We start from the raw sequence: 20,319 nt of genomic DNA on the forward strand, positions 1-20,319 counted from the left end.
CGGTGGGCGCCCACCTAGGATCACCGTATGGCGGACACCGTGCTCGACTACGAGGCCGAGGCAGCGCACTACGACCGCACCCGGGGCGGAGTGCCCCGCGCCCGGGCCGCGGCCGACGCGGTCCTGTCCCTCGTGCCGCCCGGCGCGCGCACCCTGCTCGACCTCGCGTGCGGCACCGGCCTCGTCACCGCCCGGATCGTCAGACCCGGCCTGCGCGTGTACGGGGCCGACGCCGCCCACGCCATGCTGCGGACGGCCGCCGGGCGCGTCCCCGGCCGGACCGTTCGGGCCGACGCCCGCCGGCTGCCGCTGCGCGACGCCGCCGTGGACGCGGTCAGCGCCGTCTGGCTGCTCCACCTCGTCCCGTTCGCGCCGGAGATCGTCGCGGAGGCTGCCCGGGTGCTGCGCCCCGGCGGGGTGCTGATCGCCACGGTCGACAAGGACGCCGCCCACGACGTCGGCAGCGACATCGACGCGGTCCTCCGCCCCCACCGCTCCGCCCGGCCGGCCTCCGACGGCGCCGGACCCGTCTCCGCCCACGCCGCCGCCCACGGACTCGACCCCGTCCCCGGCACCCGATTCACCGGCCACGGTCAGGGCGCCACACCCCGGGACACCGTCCGCAAGCTCCGCGCCGGCTACTACGCCTCCTGGTTCCGGGGGGAGGCGGCGCAGACCGAGGCCCTCGCCGCGGCCCTCGCTGCCCTGCCCGACCAGGACCGGCCCCGCCCCGACCCCCGGTACCGGCTGGCCGCCTTCGTCCGCCGCGGCTGAACGACCCGGCGGCCGCGGGCTCAGGCCCCGCCCCAGACCTCGGAGGCGAAGGCGGCGAAGGAGCGCGGCTCACGGCCGAGGACCCGCTTCACGCCGTCCGTCGCGGAGGCGTTGTGGCCGTCGAGCAGCGTCGCGAACAGCGACGCCAGCCACTCGGCCTCGGGGGCCGGGAGGCCGAAGCCGGTGAGCATCCCCGCGTACTCGGCCGGGGAGACGGGCGCGTAGACCACCGGCCGGCCCGAGGCGCGGGAGATCTCGGCCGCCACCTCCGCGAAGCCCACCGGCCGGGGGCCGGTCACCTCGTGCACGCGGCCGGCGTGCCCGTCCGAGGCCAGGGTCTCGACGACGACGTCCGCGAGGTCGTCCGCGTCGATGAACGGCTCGGCGGTGTCACCGGCCGGGAAGACGACCGTGCCCTCGGCGACCCCTTCGGCGAGGAGCCCCTCGGAGAAGTTCTGCGCGAAGAACGAGGCCCGCACGACGGTCAGTTCGACACCGGTGGCCGCCGCGCGCAGGGCGTCCTCGGCGAGCACCGCCTCGGGCTCGCCCCGGCCGGAGAGCAGGGTCAGCCGCCGTACGCCGTTCTCGGCGGCCAGCCGCCCGAAGGCCGTCATCGACTCGGCCGCGCCGGGGGCGGCCAGGTCGGGGTAGTAGGCCACGTAGGCGGCGTCGGCGCCCCGCAGAGCGGGGGCCCAGCCCTCCGGCGCCTCCCAGTCGAAGGGGGTCGCACCGGTGCGGGAACCGGCACGGACCGTGACGCCGCGCGCCGCGAGCCGCTCGGCGACGCGGCGGCCGGTCTTGCCGGTGGCGCTGGTCACCAGCACCGTGGCGGCGGAGGTGGTCGAAGTGGTCTGCGTCTGCTGCGTGTTCGTCGTCATGGCTCAAGACTCCCGCCCGTGGGGCCCCGCGCCCATGCTCCGCCGTCTCACGGACCTACGCCTCCGTCTCACCCTCCCGCACGCTCTACCCTTGCCCACCATGGACGCACTCGCCGGACTGCTCGACGGGCCCCGCGCCAAGGGCGCCTTCCTGCTGCGCATGATCATGGAGCCGCCGTGGTCCGTGCGGATCGAGGACGGGGCCCCGATCTGCCTGATGTGCGTCACCGAGGGCGAGGCGTGGGTCGTCCCCGACGCCGGAGACCCGGTCCTGCTGCGCCCCGGGGACATCGCCATCGCCCGCGGCCCCGAGCCGTACACCGTCGCCGACGCGCCCGACGCACCGCCGCGCGCCCGGATCGGCCCCGACGGCACCTGCACCACCTTGACCGGAGAGCCTCTCTCCCAGTCCATGCGGCTCGGCGTCCGCACCTGGGGCAACGCCCCCGACGGCGGCACCACGGTCCTCGTCGGCACCTACCTGATGGACGGCGAGGTCGGCCGCCGTCTCCTCGACGCCCTGCCGGCGCTCGCGCACCTGCCCGCGGACGTGTGGAACTGCCCCCTCATGCCCTTCCTCGACGAGGAGATCTCCCGCGACGAGCCCGGCCAGAGCGTCGTGCTCGACCGGGTCCTGGACCTGTTGCTGATCGCCGCCGTCCGCGCCTGGTTCGCCCGCCCCGGCGCGGCGGCCCCCGCCTGGTACCGGGCCATGGGAGATCCCGTCGTCGGACAGGCGCTCCGGCTGCTGCAGAACGATCCCGCCCACCCCTGGACGGTGGCCTCGCTCGCCGCGAAGACGGGGGTGTCGCGGGCGGCGCTCGCCCGCCGCTTCGCCGACCTCGTCGGCGAGCCCCCGATGGCGTACCTCACCGGCTGGCGCATCGCGCTCGCCGCCGACCTGCTGCGCGAGCCGGACGCCACGGTGGAGGCCGTCGCGCGGCGGGTGGGCTACAGCGGCGCCTTCGCCCTGAGCGCCGCGTTCAAGCGGGTCCGGGGGATCAGCCCCCAGGAACACCGCACCGCCCGGGCGTGACGGACCCTTCCCGTTTTGCCGGACCGGCAACATTTCTGGCGCTCCGGACCGTCCCCGCGCACCCTGGAGCCATGAGTCAGCATCGCGCACCCCACCCGGCCCCCGCCCACGACGAGCGCCACGGCGACGGGCACGCCGAAGGCCACGGACACGGGCCCGCCGGCGGACACGGCCACGGTCACCGGCACGACGGCGCCCACACCCACCTGGACTGGAGCGAGCTGGCGCCGCTCCTGGAGGGGCAGGCGGAGCTCGCGAGCCCGGCCTACGCGGAGGCCGCCGCCTGGCTCGGCACCCTCGTCCCGGCGCCCGGGGTCCGCCGGATCCTCGACGTCGGCAGCGGCCCCGGCGTCGTGACCAGCCTGCTCGCCGAGGCGTTCCCGGCCGCCGAGGCGGTGGCCGTCGACGGCAGCCCCGAACTGCTGGCCCTCGCGCGGGCCCGCGCCGACGCCCGCGGCACCGGCGCGCGCGTCACCACCCTGCACGCCGAACTCCCCGGGGAGATCGCCTCCCTGGGCCGGGCCGACATCATCTGGGCGGGCAACTCCCTGCACCACATGGGCGACCAGGGCGACGCCCTCGCCCGGTTCGCCGAGCAGCTCGACCCCGGCGGCCTGATGGTGCTCGTCGAGGGCGGGCTGCCCACCCGGCACCTGCCGTGGCACATCGGGATCGGCCGGCCGGGCCTGGAGGCCCGGCTCGACGCCGCCCACGCCGACTGGTTCGGCGAGATGCGCGCCGAGCTGCCCGACGCGAAGGACGAGCCCGACGACTGGCGGGCGCTCCTCGCCGGCGCCGGACTGACCCCGGCCGGCACCCGCACCTTCCTCACCGACGTCCCCGCTCCGGTCTCCCCGGCCGTGCGGGAACTGGCCGTCGCCCACTACACGCGGCTGAGGGAGGGCGTCGGCGTCCGTGTCGCCCCGGACGACAAGGAGACGCTCGACCGGCTCCTCGACCCGGCCGACGCGCTGTCGCTGTACCGGCGCACGGACCTCTTCCACCTGACGGCCCGTACGGTCCACACCGCCCGCAAGGGCTGATCCGCCGCCCGCCGCCGGGCGTCAGGACACCGGCTCCAGCCGCCACCACTGGAAGGGGGAGTCGGTGTCCTCCCACTGACGGACGCCTGCGCCGTCCTCCGTCGACCCGTCGGCGACCTCCAGGAACAGTCCGCTGACGAAGCTCACCAGGGCCACCGTCCCCGGCGACTGGAGGTCCTGCTCGATGATCCACTCCTGCGCGCCGAAGTTGTTCGCCCGCCACTGCTGGATGCGGGCGCCGTTCTCCGTGGAGGCGTTCGCCACGTCGAGCCGCTTCCCGCTCGCCGCGTTGACCAGGTGGTGCAGCCCGCCGCCGTTCGGCACCGGCGTGATGTGCCAGTGCTGCCCGGGGGTGCCGTTCTCGGTGCCCTGCTGGACCCTCGCCCCGCCGCGGCCCGACCCTGCGTACACCTCCAGCAGCAGCCCGCTGGCCACGTTCCGGACCCGGTAGAGACCCGCCTCGACGGGTTCCGGACCACCGCTCAACGTTCCGACTCCTTCGCTGCTCCCGGCTGTCGAACGCGCGGCGCGCGGGCCGCGGGCCGTCCCCCGCCGGGCCGTCCCCGACTCTACGTCCCGGGTCCGACAACGGGCCGGGCCTGACACCATGGGCCCGGTGACCGATCCCGATCTCCGTTCCCTGCTCGACGACCCCGCGCGGGTCCTGCGCCACGACCGCGCGGAGCTGCGCGCCCGCCTCGACGCCCTGCCGGACGACGAGGGCGGCGTGGGCCGCGAGGTGTTCACCCAGGCCGAGGCCGTCTTCGGCGCCGCCCCCGCGGCCCCGGCCGAGTTCGCGTCCTGGCTGCACTTCGCGGCGACCGTCCTCGGGCACCGCGCCTACGCCGACCGGGTCGCCGCCGCCGAACCGGGCCTGCCCTGGCGGACGGTGTGGGCGTGGTGGCGGCCGGTCGGCGCCTTCGAGGCCGAGCCGAACCTCAGCGGCGACCGCTCCGCCGAGCTGTACGAGGCCGACGGCGGGCCGCTGCTCAAGGTGGGGGCGCTGTGGTGTCCGGACACCTGGTTCGACCCCGCGACCGGCCGGGTCGCCCCCGCCCCCGCCGCTGCCGAGGGGGCCGGGCCCGTGGACGTCGAGGAGCCGGACGGCCCCTGGCTGTTCGACGCCGACGAGGCGTCCTGGGCGCTGCGCGTCCCCGAGGGCTGGGAGGAGCCGGTCCCGCTGGAGGGCGGCCGCCTGGCCTTCCTGGACGCGCGCGGCGTGGTCGTCGTCGAGCGGAACGACGCGGCCCTGGCCGACTGGCCGACCGGCGGCGCCGACGCCTCGGAGCGGACGCCGGCGGACGGCGGACCGTGGTTCCGGCCCGGCACGAGGACCGCCGCGGCTCCCCTCGACGCGGCCCGGCTCGACGCGGTCTTCGGCCCCGGCGGGGTCCTGCGCGTCGCGGCGGACGACCTGCCCGCGGCCCTCGTCCACGCGCCCACCCGGGCCCTGCTGACCGGGGCCGGCGTGCCGCGGCACTGGGCGGCCGGCGTCACGTCGTTCGCGGCGGCGGACCCCTTCCTGGCACCCGGCCCGGAGGGCCTGCTGAGCGTCGGCTCGTTCGACCTCGGCCACTGCGACGACGGGGAGGTGTTCCTCCATCCGGTGACGGGGGCCGTCGGCATGCGGCAGCCGGACGGCAGCCACGGCCCCGGCGGCGACGCCGTCTTCCCGCTCGTCCGCGACCTGGACTCCTTCGTCCGGTTCCTGGAGGGCGTCCGCCGCCACATGGGCGCGTGCTGGGACCCGTACGACGGGGAGGACGGGGTGAAGGAGTTCCTCCGGGCCGTGGCGGCGGTGGACGCCGGGGCGCTCGCCGAGGGCGCGCCCGGCGCGGACGTGTGGGAGCACCTCTTCGCCTCGATCACCGAACTGGGCGTCGACGGCTACTGAGCCGGGGCGGCACCACCGGGCCCGCCGTCCTCGGGCACCGGGCCCGGCACCCTCGGACGCCGGGCCCGGGCGAGCGCGCTCACCCGCCCCGGCGTGCGCGGCCGAGGCGCCGCCGCACCGCGGAGGCGGCGCGGCGCGGCAGGCTCCTCCGTGTCCTTCAGGCGCCGACGTGGAACTCCGCCGGGTCCGGGCCGAGGCGCCGGGCCTCGTCGAGGGCGGCGATGGCGGCCAGGTCCTCGGCGTCGAGCTCGAAGTCGAAGACGTCGATGTTCTCGCGGATGCGCGAGGGGGTGACCGACTTCGGGATCACCACGTTCCCCAGCTGGAGGTGCCAGCGCAGCACCACCTGGGCGGGGGTCCGCTCGTGCTTGCGGGCGATCGCGACGATCGCGGGGACCTCCAGGAGACCGCGGCCCTGGCCCAGCGGCGACCACGCCTCGGTCGCGATGCCGAGGCGGGCGTGCGCCTCGCGCGACGCCTGCTGGGGGAGCTGCGGGTGGAGCTCGATCTGGTTGACGGCGGGCACGACCGAGGTCTCGCCGATCAGCCGCTCCAGGTGCTCGGGCAGGAAGTTCGAGACGCCGATGGCCTTGGCGCGCCCGTCGGCGAGGATCTTCTCGAAGGCGCGGTAGGTGTCGACGTACGCGTCCTTCGCCGGCACCGGCCAGTGGATCAGGTACAGGTCGACGTAGTCGAGCCCCAGCTTGTCGAGCGAGGCGTCGAAGGCCTTCAGCGTGGAGTCGTAGCCCTGCTCGCTGTTCCACAGCTTGGTGGTGACGAACAGCTCCTCGCGGGGGATGCCGGAGGCGGCGACGGCCTGGCCCGTGCCCGCCTCGTTCTGGTAGATCGCGGCGGTGTCGATCGAGCGGTAGCCGGCCTCCAGTGCGGTCGCCACGGCCGTCGCCGCCTCGTCGTCCGGCACCTGCCACACGCCGAAGCCCAGCTGCGGCATGGCGACGCCGTTGGCGAGGGTGATGGAGGGAACCTTGCTGTCCGTGCTCACGTGGCCTGGATCCTTACGTTGTCTGGGGTCGTGACGGCCGTACGCCCCTGCCGGTCGTACGGGCACTTCCCAGGGTCAACGATCAAGGGCCCCCGCGCATTCCGCTCCGGCGGAATCCGCCCGGGCGGGGCGGCTCAGCCGTACAGCGCCTCGACCTCCGCCGCGTAGGCCCGCTCGATCGCCTTCCGCTTCAGCTTCAGCGAGGGGGTGAGCAGCCCGTGCTCCTCGCTGAAGGGGTGGGCCAGGATGCGGAAGGTGCGGATGGACTCGGCCTGCGAGACCAGGGTGTTCGCCGCGACGACGCCGCGCCGGATCTCCGTCTCCAGGGCCGGGTCGCGGACCAGCTCGGCCGGCGCCATCGGCGGCCGCCCCTGCATCGCCAGCCAGTGCTCCACCGCCTCCTGGTCGACGGTGACCAGGGCGGCGACGTACGGCCGGTCGTTGCCGACGACGATGCACTGGGCGATCAGCGGATGCGCCCGCACCCGCTCCTCCAGGCCCGAGGGGGCGACGCTCTTGCCGCCGGAGGTCACCAGGATCTCCTTCTTCCGCCCGGTGATCGTCAGATAGCCGTCCTCGTCGAGGGAGCCGAGGTCCCCGGTGGCGAGCCAGCCGTCGTTGAGGACGGCCGCCGTCGCCTCGGGGTCGTTCAGATAGCCGGAGAAGACCTGGCCGCCGTGCAGCCACACCTCGCCGTCCTCCGCGATGTGCACCGTCGTGCCCGGGACCGGCTGGCCGACCGTGCCGTACTTGGTGCGCCCGGGCGGGTTCGCGGTCGCGGCCGCCGACGACTCGGTGAGCCCGTACCCCTCGAAGACCGTCACGCCCGCGCCCGCGAAGAACAGCCCCTGTCTCCGGTCCATCGCCGAACCGCCCGACATGGCGTGCCGGACCCGCCCGCCGAGGGCCGCCCGGACCTTGCCGTACACCGTCTTCTCGAAGAACTGGTGCTGCACGCGCAGCGCCGCCGACGGACCGGGACCGGTCCCGAACGCCTTCTGCTCCAGTGCCTCGGCGTACGCGACCGCCACCTCCACGGCCTTGTCGAAGGGGCCGGTCCGCCCGTCGCTCTCGGCCTTGCGCCGGGCCGCGTGGAAGACCTTCTCGAAGACGTAGGGGACGGCCAGCACGAAGCTCGGCCGGAACGCCGCCAGGTCCGGCAGCAGCTCGGCCGCGGCCATCACCGGCTGGTGCCCCAGCTTCACCCCGCTGCGGACCGCCGCGACCTCCACCATCCGCCCGAAGACGTGCGCGAGGGGCAGGAACAGCAGGGTCGACGTCTCGTCCCCGGGCCGGGACCGGAACACCGGCTCCCAGCGACCCCTCAGCATGTCCGTCTCGAACATGAGGTTCGCGTGGGTGATCACGCAGCCCTTCGGGCGGCCCGTCGTGCCCGAGGTGTAGATGACCGTCGCCACCGTCTCCGGCGTCACCGCCCTGCGGTGCCGGTGCACGACCGCCTCGTCGATGTCCGCGCCCGCCGCCGTCAGCTCCGCCACCGCGCCCGCGTCCAGCTGCCAGAGCCGCTGGAGCCGGGGCAGCCGGTCGATCACCGAGCCGATCGTCATCGCGTGGTCCTCGTGCTCCACCACGCACGCCGTGACCTCGGAGTCGTAGAGCATCCAGAAGACCTGCTCGGCGGAGGAGGTCGGATAGACCGGCACGGACTGCGCGCCCAGGGTCCACAGCGCGAAGTCGAAGAGCGTCCACTCGTAACGGGTGCGGGCCATGATCGCGACCCGGTCGCCGAACCGCACCCCCTGGGCGATCAGCCCCCGCGCGAGTCCGACGACCTCGTCCCGGAACTCCGCGGCGGTCACATCCCGCCACTTCCCGTCCGGGCCCGGATCCTTCCGGCCGAACGCGATCCGGCCCGGTTCGTCGAGGGCGTGGTCGAACACGGCGTCCGCCAGACCGCCGACCTGAGGCGCCGCCTCGACGGGCGGCACGGTGAACTCGCGCACTGACCTGCTCCTCGACGGCTCGATGGCTGGAAAAGTCCGTTGTCGCGCTCCGTACGGCGCGGGTGACGGTACCCCACCCGCCTGCCCGGCGGGAGGGCCTTCACCAAGCCGGGACATTCCGTGTTCTCACAGGTCAGGCGCGGTGAGGTGGCCAAGTCGCGGGCGCTCCGGGCTGGTTACGGACCGGTCGGTACGTCCGCGGCGCGGGAATCTCCACGGAATCTGTACCGGCCGCTCACGCGCGGACCCCCGCGGCGTCGCCTCCCGGGCGCCGCGGGCCCCGCCGGCCGGGCTCTCAGCGGGGCCGGTGCAGCCGGTCCCCACCCGCGAGGATCGCCTCGGCCAGCGCGTCCGCCGCCTCCTGGACGGCCCCGCCCCGGCGTCCCGTCCGCAGCACGAAGCCGACCTCGCCGAGCTCCGGCAGCCCGGCACGGGCCGGTACGGGGACGAGTCCGGGCGGCACCAGGCCCCGGGTGTGCGCCATCACCCCGAGCCCCGCGCGGGCCGCCGCGACGTTCGCGCTGAGGCTGGAACTCGTGCACGCGATCCGCCACGCCCTGCCCTGGGCCTCCAGCGCCTCCAGGGCCCGCGCCCGGGTGATCCCCGGCGGCGGGTAGAGGATGAGCGGCACCGGCCGGTCCGGGTCCAGCCGCAGTCCCGGCGCGCCGATCCAGACGAGCGAGTCCTCCCAGACGAGCCGGCCCCCGCTCTCCTCCCCGCGCCGCTTGGCGAGGATCAGGTCGAGCCGGCCGGCCGCCAGCCGGGCCTGGAGCGTCCCCGACAGCTCGACCGTCAGCTCCAGGTCGACCTCGGGGTGCTCGCGCCGGAACGACTCCAGGATCTCCGGCAGCCGGGTCGTCACGAAGTCCTCCGAGGCGCCGAACCGCAGCCGCCCGCGCAGCCGGGTCCCGCCGAAGAACGCAGCCGCCCGCTCGTGCGCCTGGAGGATGGTGCGGGCGAACCCGAGCATCGCCTCGCCGTCCTCCGTCAGCTCCACCCGGTGGGTGTCCCGGGTGAACAGCGGCCGGCCCGTCGCCTCCTCCAGGCGCCGCACGTGCTGGCTGACGGTCGACTGGCGCAGCCCGAGCCGCTCGGCGGCGCGCGTGAAGCTCAGCGTCTGGGCCACGGCGAGGAAGGTGCGCAGCTGGGTGGGCTCGTACACGCGTCGACGCTACCGCGCCTCCGGTCATCGTGAACCGTGATGACAGTCAGAAGGCTGTACGGAATTCCCGATCACCGGACCGTGGAGCAGGATGGGAGGGCGCGATCCCCGCACGGAACGGCGCCACCCCCGCAGCGCACAGAGCAGTGGAGACCATGACCCGCCCCACCCCGCGCCCCGCCGGCCCCGGTCGCCGCCCGCGTCCGCCGTTCCGGATACCCGTCGACGGGTACGTGCTGGCCCTGCTCGGCACGGTCGCCCTCGCCGCGCTCCTGCCCGCGTCCGGCGCGGCCGCGGACGTCGCCGAGGGCGCGTCCACCGGCGCCGTGGCCCTGCTCTTCTTCCTCTACGGCGCCCGGCTCTCCACCCGCGAGGCCCTCGACGGCCTCCGGCACTGGCGGCTGCACCTCACCGTCCTCGGCTGCACCTTCCTGCTCTTCCCCCTCCTGGGCCTCGCCGCGCAGGGGCTCGCGCCGACCGTGCTCACCCCCGAACTCGCCGCCGGCCTCCTCTTCCTCTGTCTGGTGCCGTCGACGATCCAGTCGTCCATCGCCTTCACCTCGATCGCCCGGGGGAACGTGCCCGCCGCGATCTGCGCCGGCTCCTTCTCCTCGCTCGCCGGCATCGTCCTCACCCCGCTGCTCGCGGCCCTGCTCCTCGGCGACGGCGCGGGCGGCCTCTCCGGCGACGGCCTCCTGAAGATCGTCCTCCAGCTCCTCGTGCCGTTCCTCGCCGGCCAGTTCCTGCGCCGCTGGGTCGGCGGCTTCCTGGCCCGGCACCGCACGGTCCTCGGCCTCGTCGACCGCGGCTCGATCCTCCTCGTCGTCTACACCGCGTTCAGCCAGGGCATGGTCGCCGGCATCTGGCACCTGGTGACCCCCGGCCGGCTCGTCCTGCTGCTCGCCGTCGAGGCCGTCCTCCTCGCCGTGATGCTCGCCCTGACGTGGCACGGGGCCCGGCTCCTCGGCTTCGACCGGGGCGACCGGATCGCCATCCAGTTCGCCGGCTCCAAGAAGAGCCTGGCCGCCGGCCTGCCCATGGCGAGCGTCCTCTTCGGCCCCCAGGCCGCGCTCGCCGTGCTGCCGCTGATGCTCTTCCACCAGATGCAGCTGATGGTCTGCGCGGTCATCGCCAAGCGCCGCTCGCGGGACGCGGAACCCACCCCGCCGCGGACCGCGCCCGCGGACACGGGCCCGGGGGAGACCCGCCCGCCCGGGACCACGCCCGCGGACACGGCTCCGGGGGAGACCCGCCCGCCGGAGACCACCGCCACGGACCCCGGCGACGCCGCCGGGACCGTACGCGCGCCGGGGGCCGCGACCGGCCGGTGACCCCGTGCGCCCCCCGCGTCGGCCGGATCACACCACCGGCCGCCCCGGGATGATCATCGGGACGGCTACGGTGCTCCCATGCCCGCACTCGATCCCGGCAGCACCGCGCTCGTCCTCGTCGACCTGATGGAACGCATCGTCGCGCTGCCCCTCGCCCCCCGACCCGGCACCGACGTCGTCGAGGCGTCCACCCGGCTCGCCGAGACCTTCCGCGCCGCCGGCGCGCCCGTCGTCCACATCCGGGTGGAGCGGCCCGGCGTCGACAGCCAGCCGCCCGGCAGCGACCTCGTCGCCGGACTCGTCCGGGACGGCGAGCACGTCGTCGTCAAGCGGACCATCGGCGGCTTCCAGGACACCGGGCTCCACGCCCTGCTCTCCGGACTGGGCGCCACCACCCTGGTCCTCGGCGGCATCGCCACCAACCTCGGCGTCGAGTCCACGGCCCGCGCCGCCGGCGACCTCGGCTACGACCTCGTCTTCGCCGAGGACGCGATGGCGGCCCTCACCGCCGACGAGCACCGCGCCTCCGTCGACCTGGACTTCCCGCGCCTCGGCACGGTCGCCCCGGTCACCGGGATCACGCTGGACGGCCCGGAGTGACCCCGGTGCCGATACGGTACGGGGCCCGCCCCTGCTCGCTCGTCGTCTGCCGCGGCTGCTGCTGCGGCGACGCCCGCAAGAACCCGGGCACCGACCACGCCGGCCAGCTCGCCCGCCTCCGGGCGGCCGCCGCGGCCTCCGGAGGCCGCCTGGCCGTCCGCACCAGCGACTGCCTCGGGCCCTGCGCCCAGGCCAACATCGTCGTCGTCCAGCCCTCCACCGAGGGCCGGCGGCGCGGCGGACGGGCCGCGTGGATCGGCTTCACCCTCGACGAGGACTGCCTCGACGACATCCTCGACTGGACGGCCGCCGGCGGCCCGGGCGTCGCCCCGCCCCCGGCCACCCTCGCCCTCCAGATGATCGACCCGCCGAAGAACTGAGCCGGGCCCGGATCGCGGTCGTCTCAGACGGCGATCCGGTGCTCGCCCGCGTACACGTTCATGTCGGGCCCCCGCAGGAAGCCCACCAGCGTCAGCCCGGTCTCGGCGGCCAGGTCGACGGCGAGCGAGGACGGCGCCGAGACGGCCGCGAGCACCGGGATGCCGGCCATCACGGCCTTCTGCGCCAGCTCGAAGGAGGCCCGTCCGGACACGAGCAGGACGACCCGTTCCAGCGGCAGCAGCCCCTCCCGCAGGGCCCGGCCGACCAGCTTGTCCACGGCGTTGTGCCGGCCGACGTCCTCCCGGACGTCCAGCAGCTCGCCCTCCTCGGTGAAGAGCGCCGCCGCGTGCAGGCCGCCGGTCGTGTCGAAGACCCGCTGCGCGGCCCGCAGCCGGTCGGGCAGCCCGGACAGCAGCGCGGGGGAGAGTCGTACGGGGGGAGTGTCGGCGATCGGGAAGCGCGCCGTGGTGCGGACCGCGTCCAGGCTGGCCTTCCCGCACAGGCCGCACGACGAGGTGGTGTAGACGTTCCGCTCCAGACTGATGTCCGGGACGGCCACGCCGGGCGCGAGCTGCACGTCCACGACGTTGTACGTGTTGCGGCCATCCTCCGTCGCCCCCGCGCAGTAGACGATGTTCCGCACGTCCGAGGCGGCCGCGAGGACCCCCTCGCTGACCAGGAAACCGGCCGCGAGCGCGAAGTCGTCGCCCGGGGTGCGCATGGTGATGGCGATCGGGCGCCCGTTCAGCCGGATCTCCAGCGGCTCCTCCGCCACCAGGGTGTCGGGCCGCGCGGTGACCGCACCGCCCCGGATCCGCAGCACGCGCCGTCGCTCGGTGACCCGACCCATCGTGACCGTTCTCGTTTCTCTCCGCCGTGACGGCCGGGAAGGCCCCGGCCGGGCCATTCTCCTCCACCCGCACCGGCGTCACACGCGGACCGGCACCGGCCGGAGCCCCCGCCCCCACCAGGGACGTTGTCACGGTCGACCAAGCGGTACGGGTGAATCTTGGTGGTTTACGTCACCTGTTACCCATCAGTCGCTGGCAAGACTGGGGGATCCTGCCGCCGAACGAACCACCTAGGGGGTCCCGGGTATGACGGGCACTCGCATCGCCGCGCTCGGGCACTATCAGCCCGCCAAGGTGCTGACCAACCACGATCTCGCCGAGATCGTCGACACCGACGACGCGTGGATCACCAGCCGGGTCGGCATCCGCACCCGGCACGTCGCCGGCCCCGACGAGCCGGTCGACGAGCTCGCCGCCCACGCGGCCGGCAAGGCCCTCGCCGCGGCCGGTCTCGCCCCCGGCGACATCGACCTGGTCCTGGTCGCCACCTCCACCGCGATCGACCGCTCCCCGAACACGGCCGCCCGGGTCGCCGCCCGCCTCGGGATGGCCTCGCCCGCCACCATGGACCTCAACGTGGTGTGCGCCGGCTTCACGCACGCCCTCGCCACCGCCGACCACGCCGTGCGGGCCGGCGGCGCCCACCGGGTCCTGGTGATCGGCGCCGACAAGATGACGGCCGTGACCGACTGGACGGACCGCACCACCTGCGTCCTCACCGGCGACGGCGCGGGCGCCGCGATCGTCGAGGCGGTCGAGGACGCGGACGCGGGCGACGCGCCCGGCATCGGGCCGGTGCTCTGGGGCTCGGTCCCGGAGATGGGCCACGCCGTCCGCATCGAGGGCACCCCGCCCGTCTTCGCGCAGGAGGGGCAGTCCGTGTACCGCTGGGCCACCCAGCAGCTCCCCGCGCTCGCCCGCAGGACCTGCGAGCGCTCCGGCGTCGCCCCCGAGGACCTCGCCGGCGTCGTCCTGCACCAGGCCAACCTGCGGATCATCGAGCCGCTGGCCGCGAAGATCGGCGCCGTCAACGCGATCGTCGCCCGCGACGTCGTCGACTCCGGCAACACCTCGGCCGCCTCCATCCCGCTCGCCCTCGCCAAGCTGGTCGAGCGCGGCGAACTCCCCTCCGGCGCCCCCGTCCTGCTCTTCGGCTTCGGCGGCAACCTCTCGTACGCCGGCCAGGTCGTCCGCGTCCCCTGAGGCCGTGCGCCCGGCGCGCGGTCCGGACCCTCCGTTCGGCGGCGCGCCGGTGGCGGCGCGCCGGGGGCGGACCTAGCTTCGATCACGGTGAGGGTCGTTTCGTCCCGTACGCGGAATCGCTCCGCGTCCGAGCCCTCGTGTGAACCGGAGGACCGCCCATGCGCGCGATACGTGCCGCTTCCGCCGCCCTGCTCGGTGCCGTCCTCGCGGCCGCGGCCGCGCCGGCCGCCCTGGCGGACGAGGGCGAACGCGGCATCACGTCGTTCGGCTTCTCCGTCACCCCGGCGACGATCGCCCCGGGCGGCACCGTGACCCTCACCTCCGAGGGGTGCGAGGTGCCGTCGGTGACCGTCACCTCCGGCGTCTTCGACACCGTGACCCTCACCGAGGGCCGCCCGGGCACCGCGACCGTCGACGTCGACGCCAAGGCGGGTGCCCAGTACGAGATCACCTTCGACTGCAAGGGCGAGCGCGGCACCGCACCCCTCACCGTCGCCCCGGCCGAGCCCCGGCCGAAGCCGGACGACCACCAGGAGGGCCTGCCCGCCACGGCCCACAAGGGCGTGAAGGCCGGTTACGGCACCGCCGCCTCGGCTCCCGGCTCCGAAGGGCTCGGCACGGCCGAGGTCGTCACCGGCGTCCTGCTCATCGCCGGCGCGCTCGGCGCCGCCGTCGCCCTGACCCGCCGCCGCGACTCCGGCGGCCACGCCTGACGGCCGGGACCCGGGGGGCCTGAGACGGCCCCTCCGACCCGGTGTGACGAGGTCCGGGACGGAGGGGCGCCATACGCGGGGGACGCTGCCGAGGAGGGCGGGACGTGGGGCGGTCGTACGGTGCGGAACGCCCGGCGGGCCCGGAGCGGACCGACGGTGCCACGCCGTCCCGCGCCGCCGGGTGGCTCCGCGGGGCCGAACGGCCCCAGGGCGCCGGACGGCACGGCGCCTGGGGCCTCGTCGCCGTCGCCCTCCTCGTCGGGGTCCACCTCGTGCGCGGGGGCGCGGACGAGCTCCGCGCCGACGGTCCGCCGCAGCCCCTCGCCGCCGCCGCGCCCCGCGGCGCCGCCCGCGCCGACGCCTCCCTGTTCGCCCCGGCCGCCGCCCCCGGCCCGCTCCCGGCGTCGGCCCCGCTCCGGGTCCGCGTCCCCGCCGTCCGCATCGACGCCCCCGTCACCGCCGTCGGCCTCGACGCCGACGGCTGGATCGAGCCCCCGCCGCCCCGGGACGACCGTGTCGCGGGCTGGTTCACCGGGGCGGTCACCCCCGGCGAGCGCGGCACCGCCGTCGTCGTCGGCCACGTCGACACCCCCGGCGGCCGCGCGGTCTTCTACGACCTCGGCGCGGTCTCGCGGGGGCAGCGCGTCGAGATCGCCCGGCGCGACGGACGCACCGCCGTCTTCGCCGTCTACGGCGTCGAGCTCGTCTCCAAGGAGGACTTCCCCGCCGAACGGGTCTACGCCGACTCCGGGCGTCCGGAGCTGCGCCTGATCACCTGCGGCGGAGTCTTCACCGAGGAGAGCGGCTACGCCGGCAACGTCGTGGTCTCCGCCCGCCTCGTCGAGGTGCGCTGACCGCCCGACCTGACGGACTCCCCGTGAAGCATTGGCCTGGACCGCGTCCGGGTCGTCAGGGTGGGCCCGCGGAGCCGGCGTCGGGGGGCGTCCGGCTCCCACCCCGGCCCTCCGCACCGCCCGGCGCCCCGTACCGCCCGCCGCTGCTGCCGGCCTCGCCCTCGACGGGCGCTCCCACCCCCGCCACCAGGCATTTCGCGGATCCTTCCCGCGCCGGCCCACACCCTGCGTACGACCGTGAGCACGCATCGTGCGCACCACCGGACAAATCGCAGCGAATCGCAGGTGCCGGCCTTCCTCCACCCCACTGACCACGGAAAACGCTGGTGAACGGCACCTCAAACCCCTGGTAGAGTTACATCTGTCGCCGCGAGGGAAACCGAGAAGCGACAGACACCTTGTCCGGGTGGCGGAATGGCAGACGCGCTAGCTTGAGGTGCTAGTGCCCTTTATCGGGCGTGGGGGTTCAAGTCCCCCCTCGGACACCACACGAAAAGTGCCGGTCGATCTCGTATCGACCGGCACTTCTCGCATGTCCGGAGGCGGGAGTGCCGGGCTCCGTGCCCTCGCCTCCGGGCACGGTCATCCGGCGCTCTTGCGTGCCACGACCAGCCGGCAGCGCGGGCTGCCGTCGTCGCGGCGGCCGAGGGTGTCGACCGGGACCAGGGTGACGTCGAAGCCGGCGTCCGTCAGACGGGTGCGGACGTCCGCGAGGCGGAAGGTCCGGTAGTACATGACGAAGGGGGGACGCCAGACGGCGTTCCTGACGCGCATGACGGCGTCGAAGCCCCACAGGGTCCAGTAGAGGCGGGAGCCGACGCGGGGCGGGGCGGGCAGCGGGAAGGCGAAGGTGCCGCCGGGGCGGAGCGAGGCGTGCACCCGGCCGAAGAGGGTGCGCTGGTCGGCCGGGAGGAAGTGGCCGAAGGCACCGAAGCTGACCGCCAGGTCGAAGACGGGGGCGAAGGGCAGGGCCAGGGCGTCGGCGCGCACCAGGTCGGCGTCGGGGTGGGCGGCGCGGGCCCGGGCGAGCATCCCCGCACTGAAGTCGACGCCGGTGACCCGGCCCGCGCAGACGGAGCGCAGCACCCCGAGCCCGGCGCCCGTGCCGGTGCAGACGTCGAGCCCCGAGTCGAAGGGGCCCAGGGACTCCAGGGTGCGGGCGACGGCCGTGAGGAGGCGGTCGGAGGTGCGGAACGGGGTGGCGTCGAAGGAGTCGGCGAGCAGGTCGTAGCCGTGCTCGACGGAGGACAGCGCCTGGACGGTCAGTTCGCGGAGGCGGGGACCCTGCGGGGTGAACATGGTTCCGACCCTATGCCGTGCGGGTCCTGCGGCGTCAGAGCGCGCTGCCCACCGGCGGCGCCGGCCAGGCGGGGGCGATCCCGGTGAGCTGGCAGACCAGCAGGTACAGCGGGATCGGCGGGGTGTAGGGGGAGACCCCGTCGGGGTGGTGGATGAGGCGCGGACCCCGGTCGGGGATCTCTGCGCCGGGGGCGTAGCAGGCGGGCAGCGGCCAGGCGAGGTCCAGGTCCGAGCGGGCCGGGACGAGCCACCACCACCAGTCGGAGTCGGCGTAGACGCAGCCCTTGGCGGGGAGGCGCGAGAGGATCTTGAAGCCGAAGCGGGCGGGGACGCCGACGGCGTCGCAGCCCAGTCCCGTGTGGAGGCCGACGGGGACGGCGAGGCGGGTGGCGGCGAGTTCGTCGGAGCCGAGGGTCCGGGCGCCGGGCGAGGCCGAGCCGAGGGGCCGGGGGTGCGGTCCGCGGGCGTCCGCGCCGGTGCGCTGCCACGGGACGGTCTCCGGCGGCTTGCGGGCCGAGCGCGGGAGCATGCGGGTGGCCATCGACCTCAGCACGGTTCCCCCATGCCGTGGGCGAGTTCCGCCCAGACGACCTGGGCCGTGCCGTGACCGGTGCGGTCGGCGCCCCAGGCGGAGCAGAGGGCGTCGACGATGAGGAGGCCGCGTCCGCGCTCCTCCTCGCCGCAGTCGCGTATGCGGGGGTCGGCGGGGCCGCCCTCGTCGCGCACGGAGACGCGCAGGGTCTCCTCGTCCTCGCGGAGCTCGCAGACGACGCGGTCGCTGGCGGTGTGCACGACGGCGTTGGTGACGAGTTCGGAGACGACCAGGGCGACGGTGTCGCGGATCTCGGGGCCGCAGCCCCAGAGTATGAGGCGTTCCTCGGCGAGCCGGCGGGCGCGTGCGACGGACGAGGTGAGCGCCGGGAGCTCGAAGGCGAAGCGGCGGACGGGATCGGTGTGCTGCTGTGGGCGCGGGGCCATGACCCGAGGGGCTCGCGGGCTCATGAGACCTGAGGGCTGCGCGTTACCAGAAGCCACGACCGGTTCCTCACAACAGTGGGCAGGACTGCCGTACGGCGCTGTCGCCGTGGGCGCGACGGCGCACGGCGGCAGCGTGTACTGGTTCACCGGAACACTGTCCTCCTGGTTCGGACACTTGGCAAGTGGCACTCTGGAAATTGCAGAGTGCCTTGTTCTCACCGGCCCGGCTTCGTGGCACACTCGTCGAAACAGCGCGTCGGGGAGGTCTGAGAGTGAGCGAGCCGCGGTCCGCCCCCACGGTGGGACAGGTCGTTCTCGGCAGGCGTCTGCAGGATCTGCGGGAGCGGGCCGGCCTGAAGAGGGAAGAGGCCGCGAAGATCCTCCGGGTGGCCCCGGCCACCGTCCGGCGGATGGAGACCGCCGAGGTCGCGCTGAAGATCCCGTACGTCCAGCTCCTGCTCAAGGAGTACGGGATCACGGACTCCGAGGCCGAGGGCTTCATCGCCCTCGCGGAGGAGGCCAACCTCCCCGGCTGGTGGCAGCGGTTCCACGACGTGCTGCCCGGCTGGTTCTCCATGTACGTGAGCCTGGAGGGGGCGGCCAGCCTCATCCGGGCCTACGAACCCCAGTTCGTGCCCGGTCTCCTCCAGACCGAGGCGTACGCCCGTGCCATTCTGCGCAGCGGGGCGGTCGGTGGCGGCAGCGATGCCGGCAAGGACGAGGACGCCGAGCGCCATGTAGCCCTACGGATGGAGCGCCAGTCCCTGCTCACCAGGGAGGACGCCCCGAAGTTCTGGGTGATCATGGACGAGACGGTGTTCCGCCGACCGGTCGGCGACGGGCCCGAGGTGATGCGCGACCAGCTCGACCGGCTGCTCGAAGCGTCCGAGTCGCCGAACGTCACCCTGCAGATCGCGGAGTTCGCGTCCGGCCACCACCCCGGCACCTACGGACCGTTCGTCCTCTTCCGCTTCGCCATGCCCGAACTGCCGGACATGGTCTACAGCGAGTACCTGACCGGCGCGGTCTATCTCGACGCGCGTCCAGAGGTGGCATCCCACCTGGAGGTCATGGACCGCATGGCGGCTCAGGCCGCGACTGCACAACGCACGAAGGAGATTCTCCGGAATCTCCGCAAGGAGCTGTGAATGGATCGCATATACAACGGCATGCCCGCCGCCGAGCTCGGTGCCGAGGGTTGGCACAAGCCCTGGAGCGGCGGGAACGGGGGCAACTGCGTCGAGGCCATGAAGCTGGCCGACGGCAGAGTCGCCGTGCGACAGTCCGCAGACCCTGAAGGACCAGCGCTCATCTACACGCACGGGGAGATCGCCGCTTTCATCCAGGGCGCCAAATCCGGTCAGGCTGACTTTCTGCTCACCTGAACCCTTCCGTCCCACCCCTACCATCGCGTAACTCTTGCTGTAGTGCCAGCCGTTCATCCCGACCAGGAGAGCCGATGACCCAGGAACCCGCAGCCCCACACGGCGGACTGCAGATCGACACCAGCAAGCCGCATCCCGCGCGGATGTACGACTGGTTCCTGGGCGGCAAGGACAACTACCCGGTCGACGAGGCGATGGCGCGCCAGCTGCTCACCGTCGACGCCCGGGGCCGGGACATGGCCCGCGTCAACCGGGCCTTCATGCACCGCGCCATCCGCTGGCTGAGCGCCCACGGCGTCCGGCAGTACCTGGACGTCGGCACGGGCATCCCGACCGAGCCCAACCTGCACCAGATCGCGCAGGAGGCCGCGCCGGAGTCCCGCATCGTCTACTGCGACAACGACCCGATCGTGCTCGCGCACGCGGCCGCTCTGCTGCGCTCGACCCCGGAAGGGGCCACCGAGTACATCCAGGCGGACGCCCGGGAGCCCGAGGTCATCCTCGAAAGGGCCGGAAAGGTCCTTGATTTCGACCAGCCCATCGCGCTGTCGATGCTCGCCCTGCTGCACTTCGTCGGGGACGAGGACGGTGCGTACGAACTGGTCGCCAAGATCGTCGAGAAGCTCGCGCCGGGCAGCTACCTCGTCCTCTCCCACGTCACCGGGGACTTCGACCCCGAGGGCGCGGAGAAGGCGAGTGCCATGTACCGGGCGCGCGGGCTGACCCTGCGGCCCCGCTCGCGCGACGAGCTGGCCGCGTTCTTCACGGGCATGGAGTTCGTCGAGCCCGGTGTCGCGCTCACCGCGGAGTGGCACCCGGAGCTGGGCGAGCCCGTCCCGGTCCAGGGCGACGACCCGATCCCCGGGTGGGCCGGCGTGGCCCGCAAGCTCTGACCCCGACCGTACGGAGCACCGGAAGGGCCCGTGGACCGCACCCCGGTCCACGGGCCCTTCCGTCGTTCCCGCGCCCC

The 20,319-nt window shown here is 74.6% G+C and carries 22 protein-coding genes and 1 tRNA gene; 14 read left to right on the forward strand and 9 right to left on the reverse strand.

From position 1 onward, the window contains the following. Positions 1-39 precede the first annotated feature (39 nt). Positions 40-774 carry a class I SAM-dependent methyltransferase gene (locus tag ACZ60W_RS03135; protein WP_469753732.1) on the forward strand — a complete coding sequence of 245 codons (735 nt, stop codon included), beginning with the start codon at positions 40-42 and terminating at the stop codon, positions 772-774. Positions 775-794: 20 nt separating this feature from the next. Here the strand turns inward: ACZ60W_RS03135 and ACZ60W_RS03140 are convergent, their stop codons facing one another. After that, positions 795-1,652: a Rossmann-fold NAD(P)-binding domain-containing protein gene (locus ACZ60W_RS03140; protein ID WP_469753603.1), complete on the reverse strand. Its 858-nt coding sequence runs from the start codon at positions 1,650-1,652 to the stop codon at positions 795-797. 100 nt (positions 1,653-1,752) lie between these two features. Here ACZ60W_RS03140 and ACZ60W_RS03145 point away from each other — a divergent pair, with 100 nt between their 5' ends. Together ACZ60W_RS03145 and ACZ60W_RS03150 are read left to right on the forward strand one after the other, a co-directional pair. Further along, positions 1,753-2,688, forward strand: coding sequence for an AraC family transcriptional regulator (locus tag ACZ60W_RS03145; RefSeq protein ID WP_469753604.1), 936 nt, complete (start codon positions 1,753-1,755; stop codon positions 2,686-2,688). Between the two features lie 71 nt (positions 2,689-2,759). Beyond that, positions 2,760-3,731, forward strand: a complete 972-nt coding sequence (locus ACZ60W_RS03150; RefSeq protein ID WP_469753605.1) for a class I SAM-dependent methyltransferase — start codon at positions 2,760-2,762, stop codon at positions 3,729-3,731. 21 nt (positions 3,732-3,752) lie between these two features. On the opposite strand, the gene ACZ60W_RS03155 is transcribed toward ACZ60W_RS03150, so the two are convergent. Next, a complete protein-coding gene (locus ACZ60W_RS03155) occupies positions 3,753-4,217 on the reverse strand; it encodes an RICIN domain-containing protein (RefSeq protein ID WP_469753606.1) in 465 nt (154 codons plus the stop codon). Positions 4,218-4,347: 130 nt separating this feature from the next. On the opposite strand from ACZ60W_RS03155, the gene ACZ60W_RS03160 reads away from it, so the two are divergent. Continuing rightward, complete coding sequence (locus ACZ60W_RS03160) at positions 4,348-5,625, forward strand: SUKH-4 family immunity protein (protein WP_469753607.1); 1,278 nt, start codon at positions 4,348-4,350, stop codon at positions 5,623-5,625. Positions 5,626-5,782: 157 nt separating this feature from the next. Here the strand turns inward: ACZ60W_RS03160 and ACZ60W_RS03165 are convergent, their stop codons facing one another. From ACZ60W_RS03165 to ACZ60W_RS03175, 3 genes are all read right to left on the reverse strand, one after another. Next, positions 5,783-6,577, reverse strand: coding sequence for an aldo/keto reductase (locus ACZ60W_RS03165; protein ID WP_469753733.1), 795 nt, complete (start codon positions 6,575-6,577; stop codon positions 5,783-5,785). A gap of 185 nt (positions 6,578-6,762) precedes the next feature. Then, on the reverse strand, positions 6,763-8,592 hold the full coding sequence (locus ACZ60W_RS03170; protein WP_469753608.1) for an AMP-dependent synthetase/ligase: 1,830 nt from the start codon (positions 8,590-8,592) through the stop codon (positions 6,763-6,765). A gap of 295 nt (positions 8,593-8,887) precedes the next feature. After that, a complete protein-coding gene (locus tag ACZ60W_RS03175) occupies positions 8,888-9,754 on the reverse strand; it encodes a LysR substrate-binding domain-containing protein (RefSeq protein ID WP_469753609.1) in 867 nt (288 codons plus the stop codon). 155 nt (positions 9,755-9,909) lie between these two features. On the opposite strand from ACZ60W_RS03175, the gene ACZ60W_RS03180 reads away from it, so the two are divergent. The 3 genes from ACZ60W_RS03180 to ACZ60W_RS03190 all read left to right on the forward strand — a co-directional run bounded on the left by ACZ60W_RS03180 (position 9,910) and on the right by ACZ60W_RS03190 (position 12,065). Then, a complete protein-coding gene (locus ACZ60W_RS03180; RefSeq protein WP_469753610.1) occupies positions 9,910-11,085 on the forward strand; it encodes a bile acid:sodium symporter family protein in 1,176 nt (391 codons plus the stop codon). Positions 11,086-11,163: 78 nt separating this feature from the next. Next, positions 11,164-11,685 (forward strand): isochorismatase family protein, encoded by a 522-nt coding sequence (locus ACZ60W_RS03185; protein ID WP_469753611.1) that lies wholly within the window; start codon positions 11,164-11,166, stop codon positions 11,683-11,685. Beyond that, positions 11,682-12,065 carry a (2Fe-2S) ferredoxin domain-containing protein gene (locus ACZ60W_RS03190; protein ID WP_469753612.1) on the forward strand — a complete coding sequence of 128 codons (384 nt, stop codon included), beginning with the start codon at positions 11,682-11,684 and terminating at the stop codon, positions 12,063-12,065. Before ACZ60W_RS03185 ends, ACZ60W_RS03190 begins: the two co-directional genes overlap by 4 nt. 23 nt (positions 12,066-12,088) lie before the next feature. Here ACZ60W_RS03190 and fdhD read toward each other — a convergent pair whose 3' ends face one another. After that, positions 12,089-12,916, reverse strand: a complete 828-nt coding sequence (fdhD, locus tag ACZ60W_RS03195) for a formate dehydrogenase accessory sulfurtransferase FdhD (RefSeq protein WP_469753613.1) — start codon at positions 12,914-12,916, stop codon at positions 12,089-12,091. A 247-nt stretch (positions 12,917-13,163) separates the two neighbouring features. Between fdhD and ACZ60W_RS03200 the strand changes: the two genes are divergently transcribed. From ACZ60W_RS03200 to ACZ60W_RS03215, 4 genes are all read left to right on the forward strand, one after another. Beyond that, positions 13,164-14,120, forward strand: a complete 957-nt coding sequence (locus ACZ60W_RS03200) for a beta-ketoacyl-ACP synthase III (RefSeq protein ID WP_469753614.1) — start codon at positions 13,164-13,166, stop codon at positions 14,118-14,120. A gap of 158 nt (positions 14,121-14,278) precedes the next feature. Beyond that, entirely contained in the window at positions 14,279-14,833 is a 555-nt protein-coding gene (locus tag ACZ60W_RS03205; RefSeq protein WP_469753615.1) for a hypothetical protein, read from the forward strand. A gap of 104 nt (positions 14,834-14,937) precedes the next feature. Further along, on the forward strand, positions 14,938-15,687 hold the full coding sequence (locus ACZ60W_RS03210; protein WP_469753616.1) for a class F sortase: 750 nt from the start codon (positions 14,938-14,940) through the stop codon (positions 15,685-15,687). Between the two features lie 400 nt (positions 15,688-16,087). Next, positions 16,088-16,175 (forward strand) — tRNA-Leu (locus ACZ60W_RS03215). Between the two features lie 94 nt (positions 16,176-16,269). Here the strand turns inward: ACZ60W_RS03215 and ACZ60W_RS03220 are convergent. From ACZ60W_RS03220 to ACZ60W_RS03230, 3 genes are read right to left on the reverse strand one after another with little or no spacing between them, the layout of a single operon-like run. Beyond that, positions 16,270-16,986, reverse strand: a complete 717-nt coding sequence (locus tag ACZ60W_RS03220; RefSeq protein WP_469753617.1) for a class I SAM-dependent methyltransferase — start codon at positions 16,984-16,986, stop codon at positions 16,270-16,272. A 34-nt stretch (positions 16,987-17,020) separates the two neighbouring features. Continuing rightward, complete coding sequence (locus ACZ60W_RS03225) at positions 17,021-17,527, reverse strand: hypothetical protein (protein ID WP_469753618.1); 507 nt, start codon at positions 17,525-17,527, stop codon at positions 17,021-17,023. A 5-nt stretch (positions 17,528-17,532) separates the two neighbouring features. Next, positions 17,533-17,964 (reverse strand): ATP-binding protein, encoded by a 432-nt coding sequence (locus ACZ60W_RS03230; RefSeq protein WP_469753619.1) that lies wholly within the window; start codon positions 17,962-17,964, stop codon positions 17,533-17,535. 272 nt (positions 17,965-18,236) lie between these two features. On the opposite strand from ACZ60W_RS03230, the gene ACZ60W_RS03235 reads away from it, so the two are divergent. The 3 genes from ACZ60W_RS03235 to ACZ60W_RS03245 all read left to right on the forward strand — a co-directional run bounded on the left by ACZ60W_RS03235 (position 18,237) and on the right by ACZ60W_RS03245 (position 20,242). Continuing rightward, positions 18,237-19,112, forward strand: coding sequence for a helix-turn-helix domain-containing protein (locus ACZ60W_RS03235; RefSeq protein ID WP_366307035.1), 876 nt, complete (start codon positions 18,237-18,239; stop codon positions 19,110-19,112). Beyond that, positions 19,113-19,349 carry a DUF397 domain-containing protein gene (locus tag ACZ60W_RS03240; protein ID WP_015037566.1) on the forward strand — a complete coding sequence of 79 codons (237 nt, stop codon included), beginning with the start codon at positions 19,113-19,115 and terminating at the stop codon, positions 19,347-19,349. Between the two features lie 74 nt (positions 19,350-19,423). Further along, on the forward strand, positions 19,424-20,242 hold the full coding sequence (locus tag ACZ60W_RS03245) for an SAM-dependent methyltransferase (protein ID WP_469753620.1): 819 nt from the start codon (positions 19,424-19,426) through the stop codon (positions 20,240-20,242). The last annotated feature ends 77 nt before the right edge of the window (positions 20,243-20,319 follow it).

The sequence above is a fragment of the Streptomyces sp. NPDC104202 genome, from assembly GCF_055584185.1.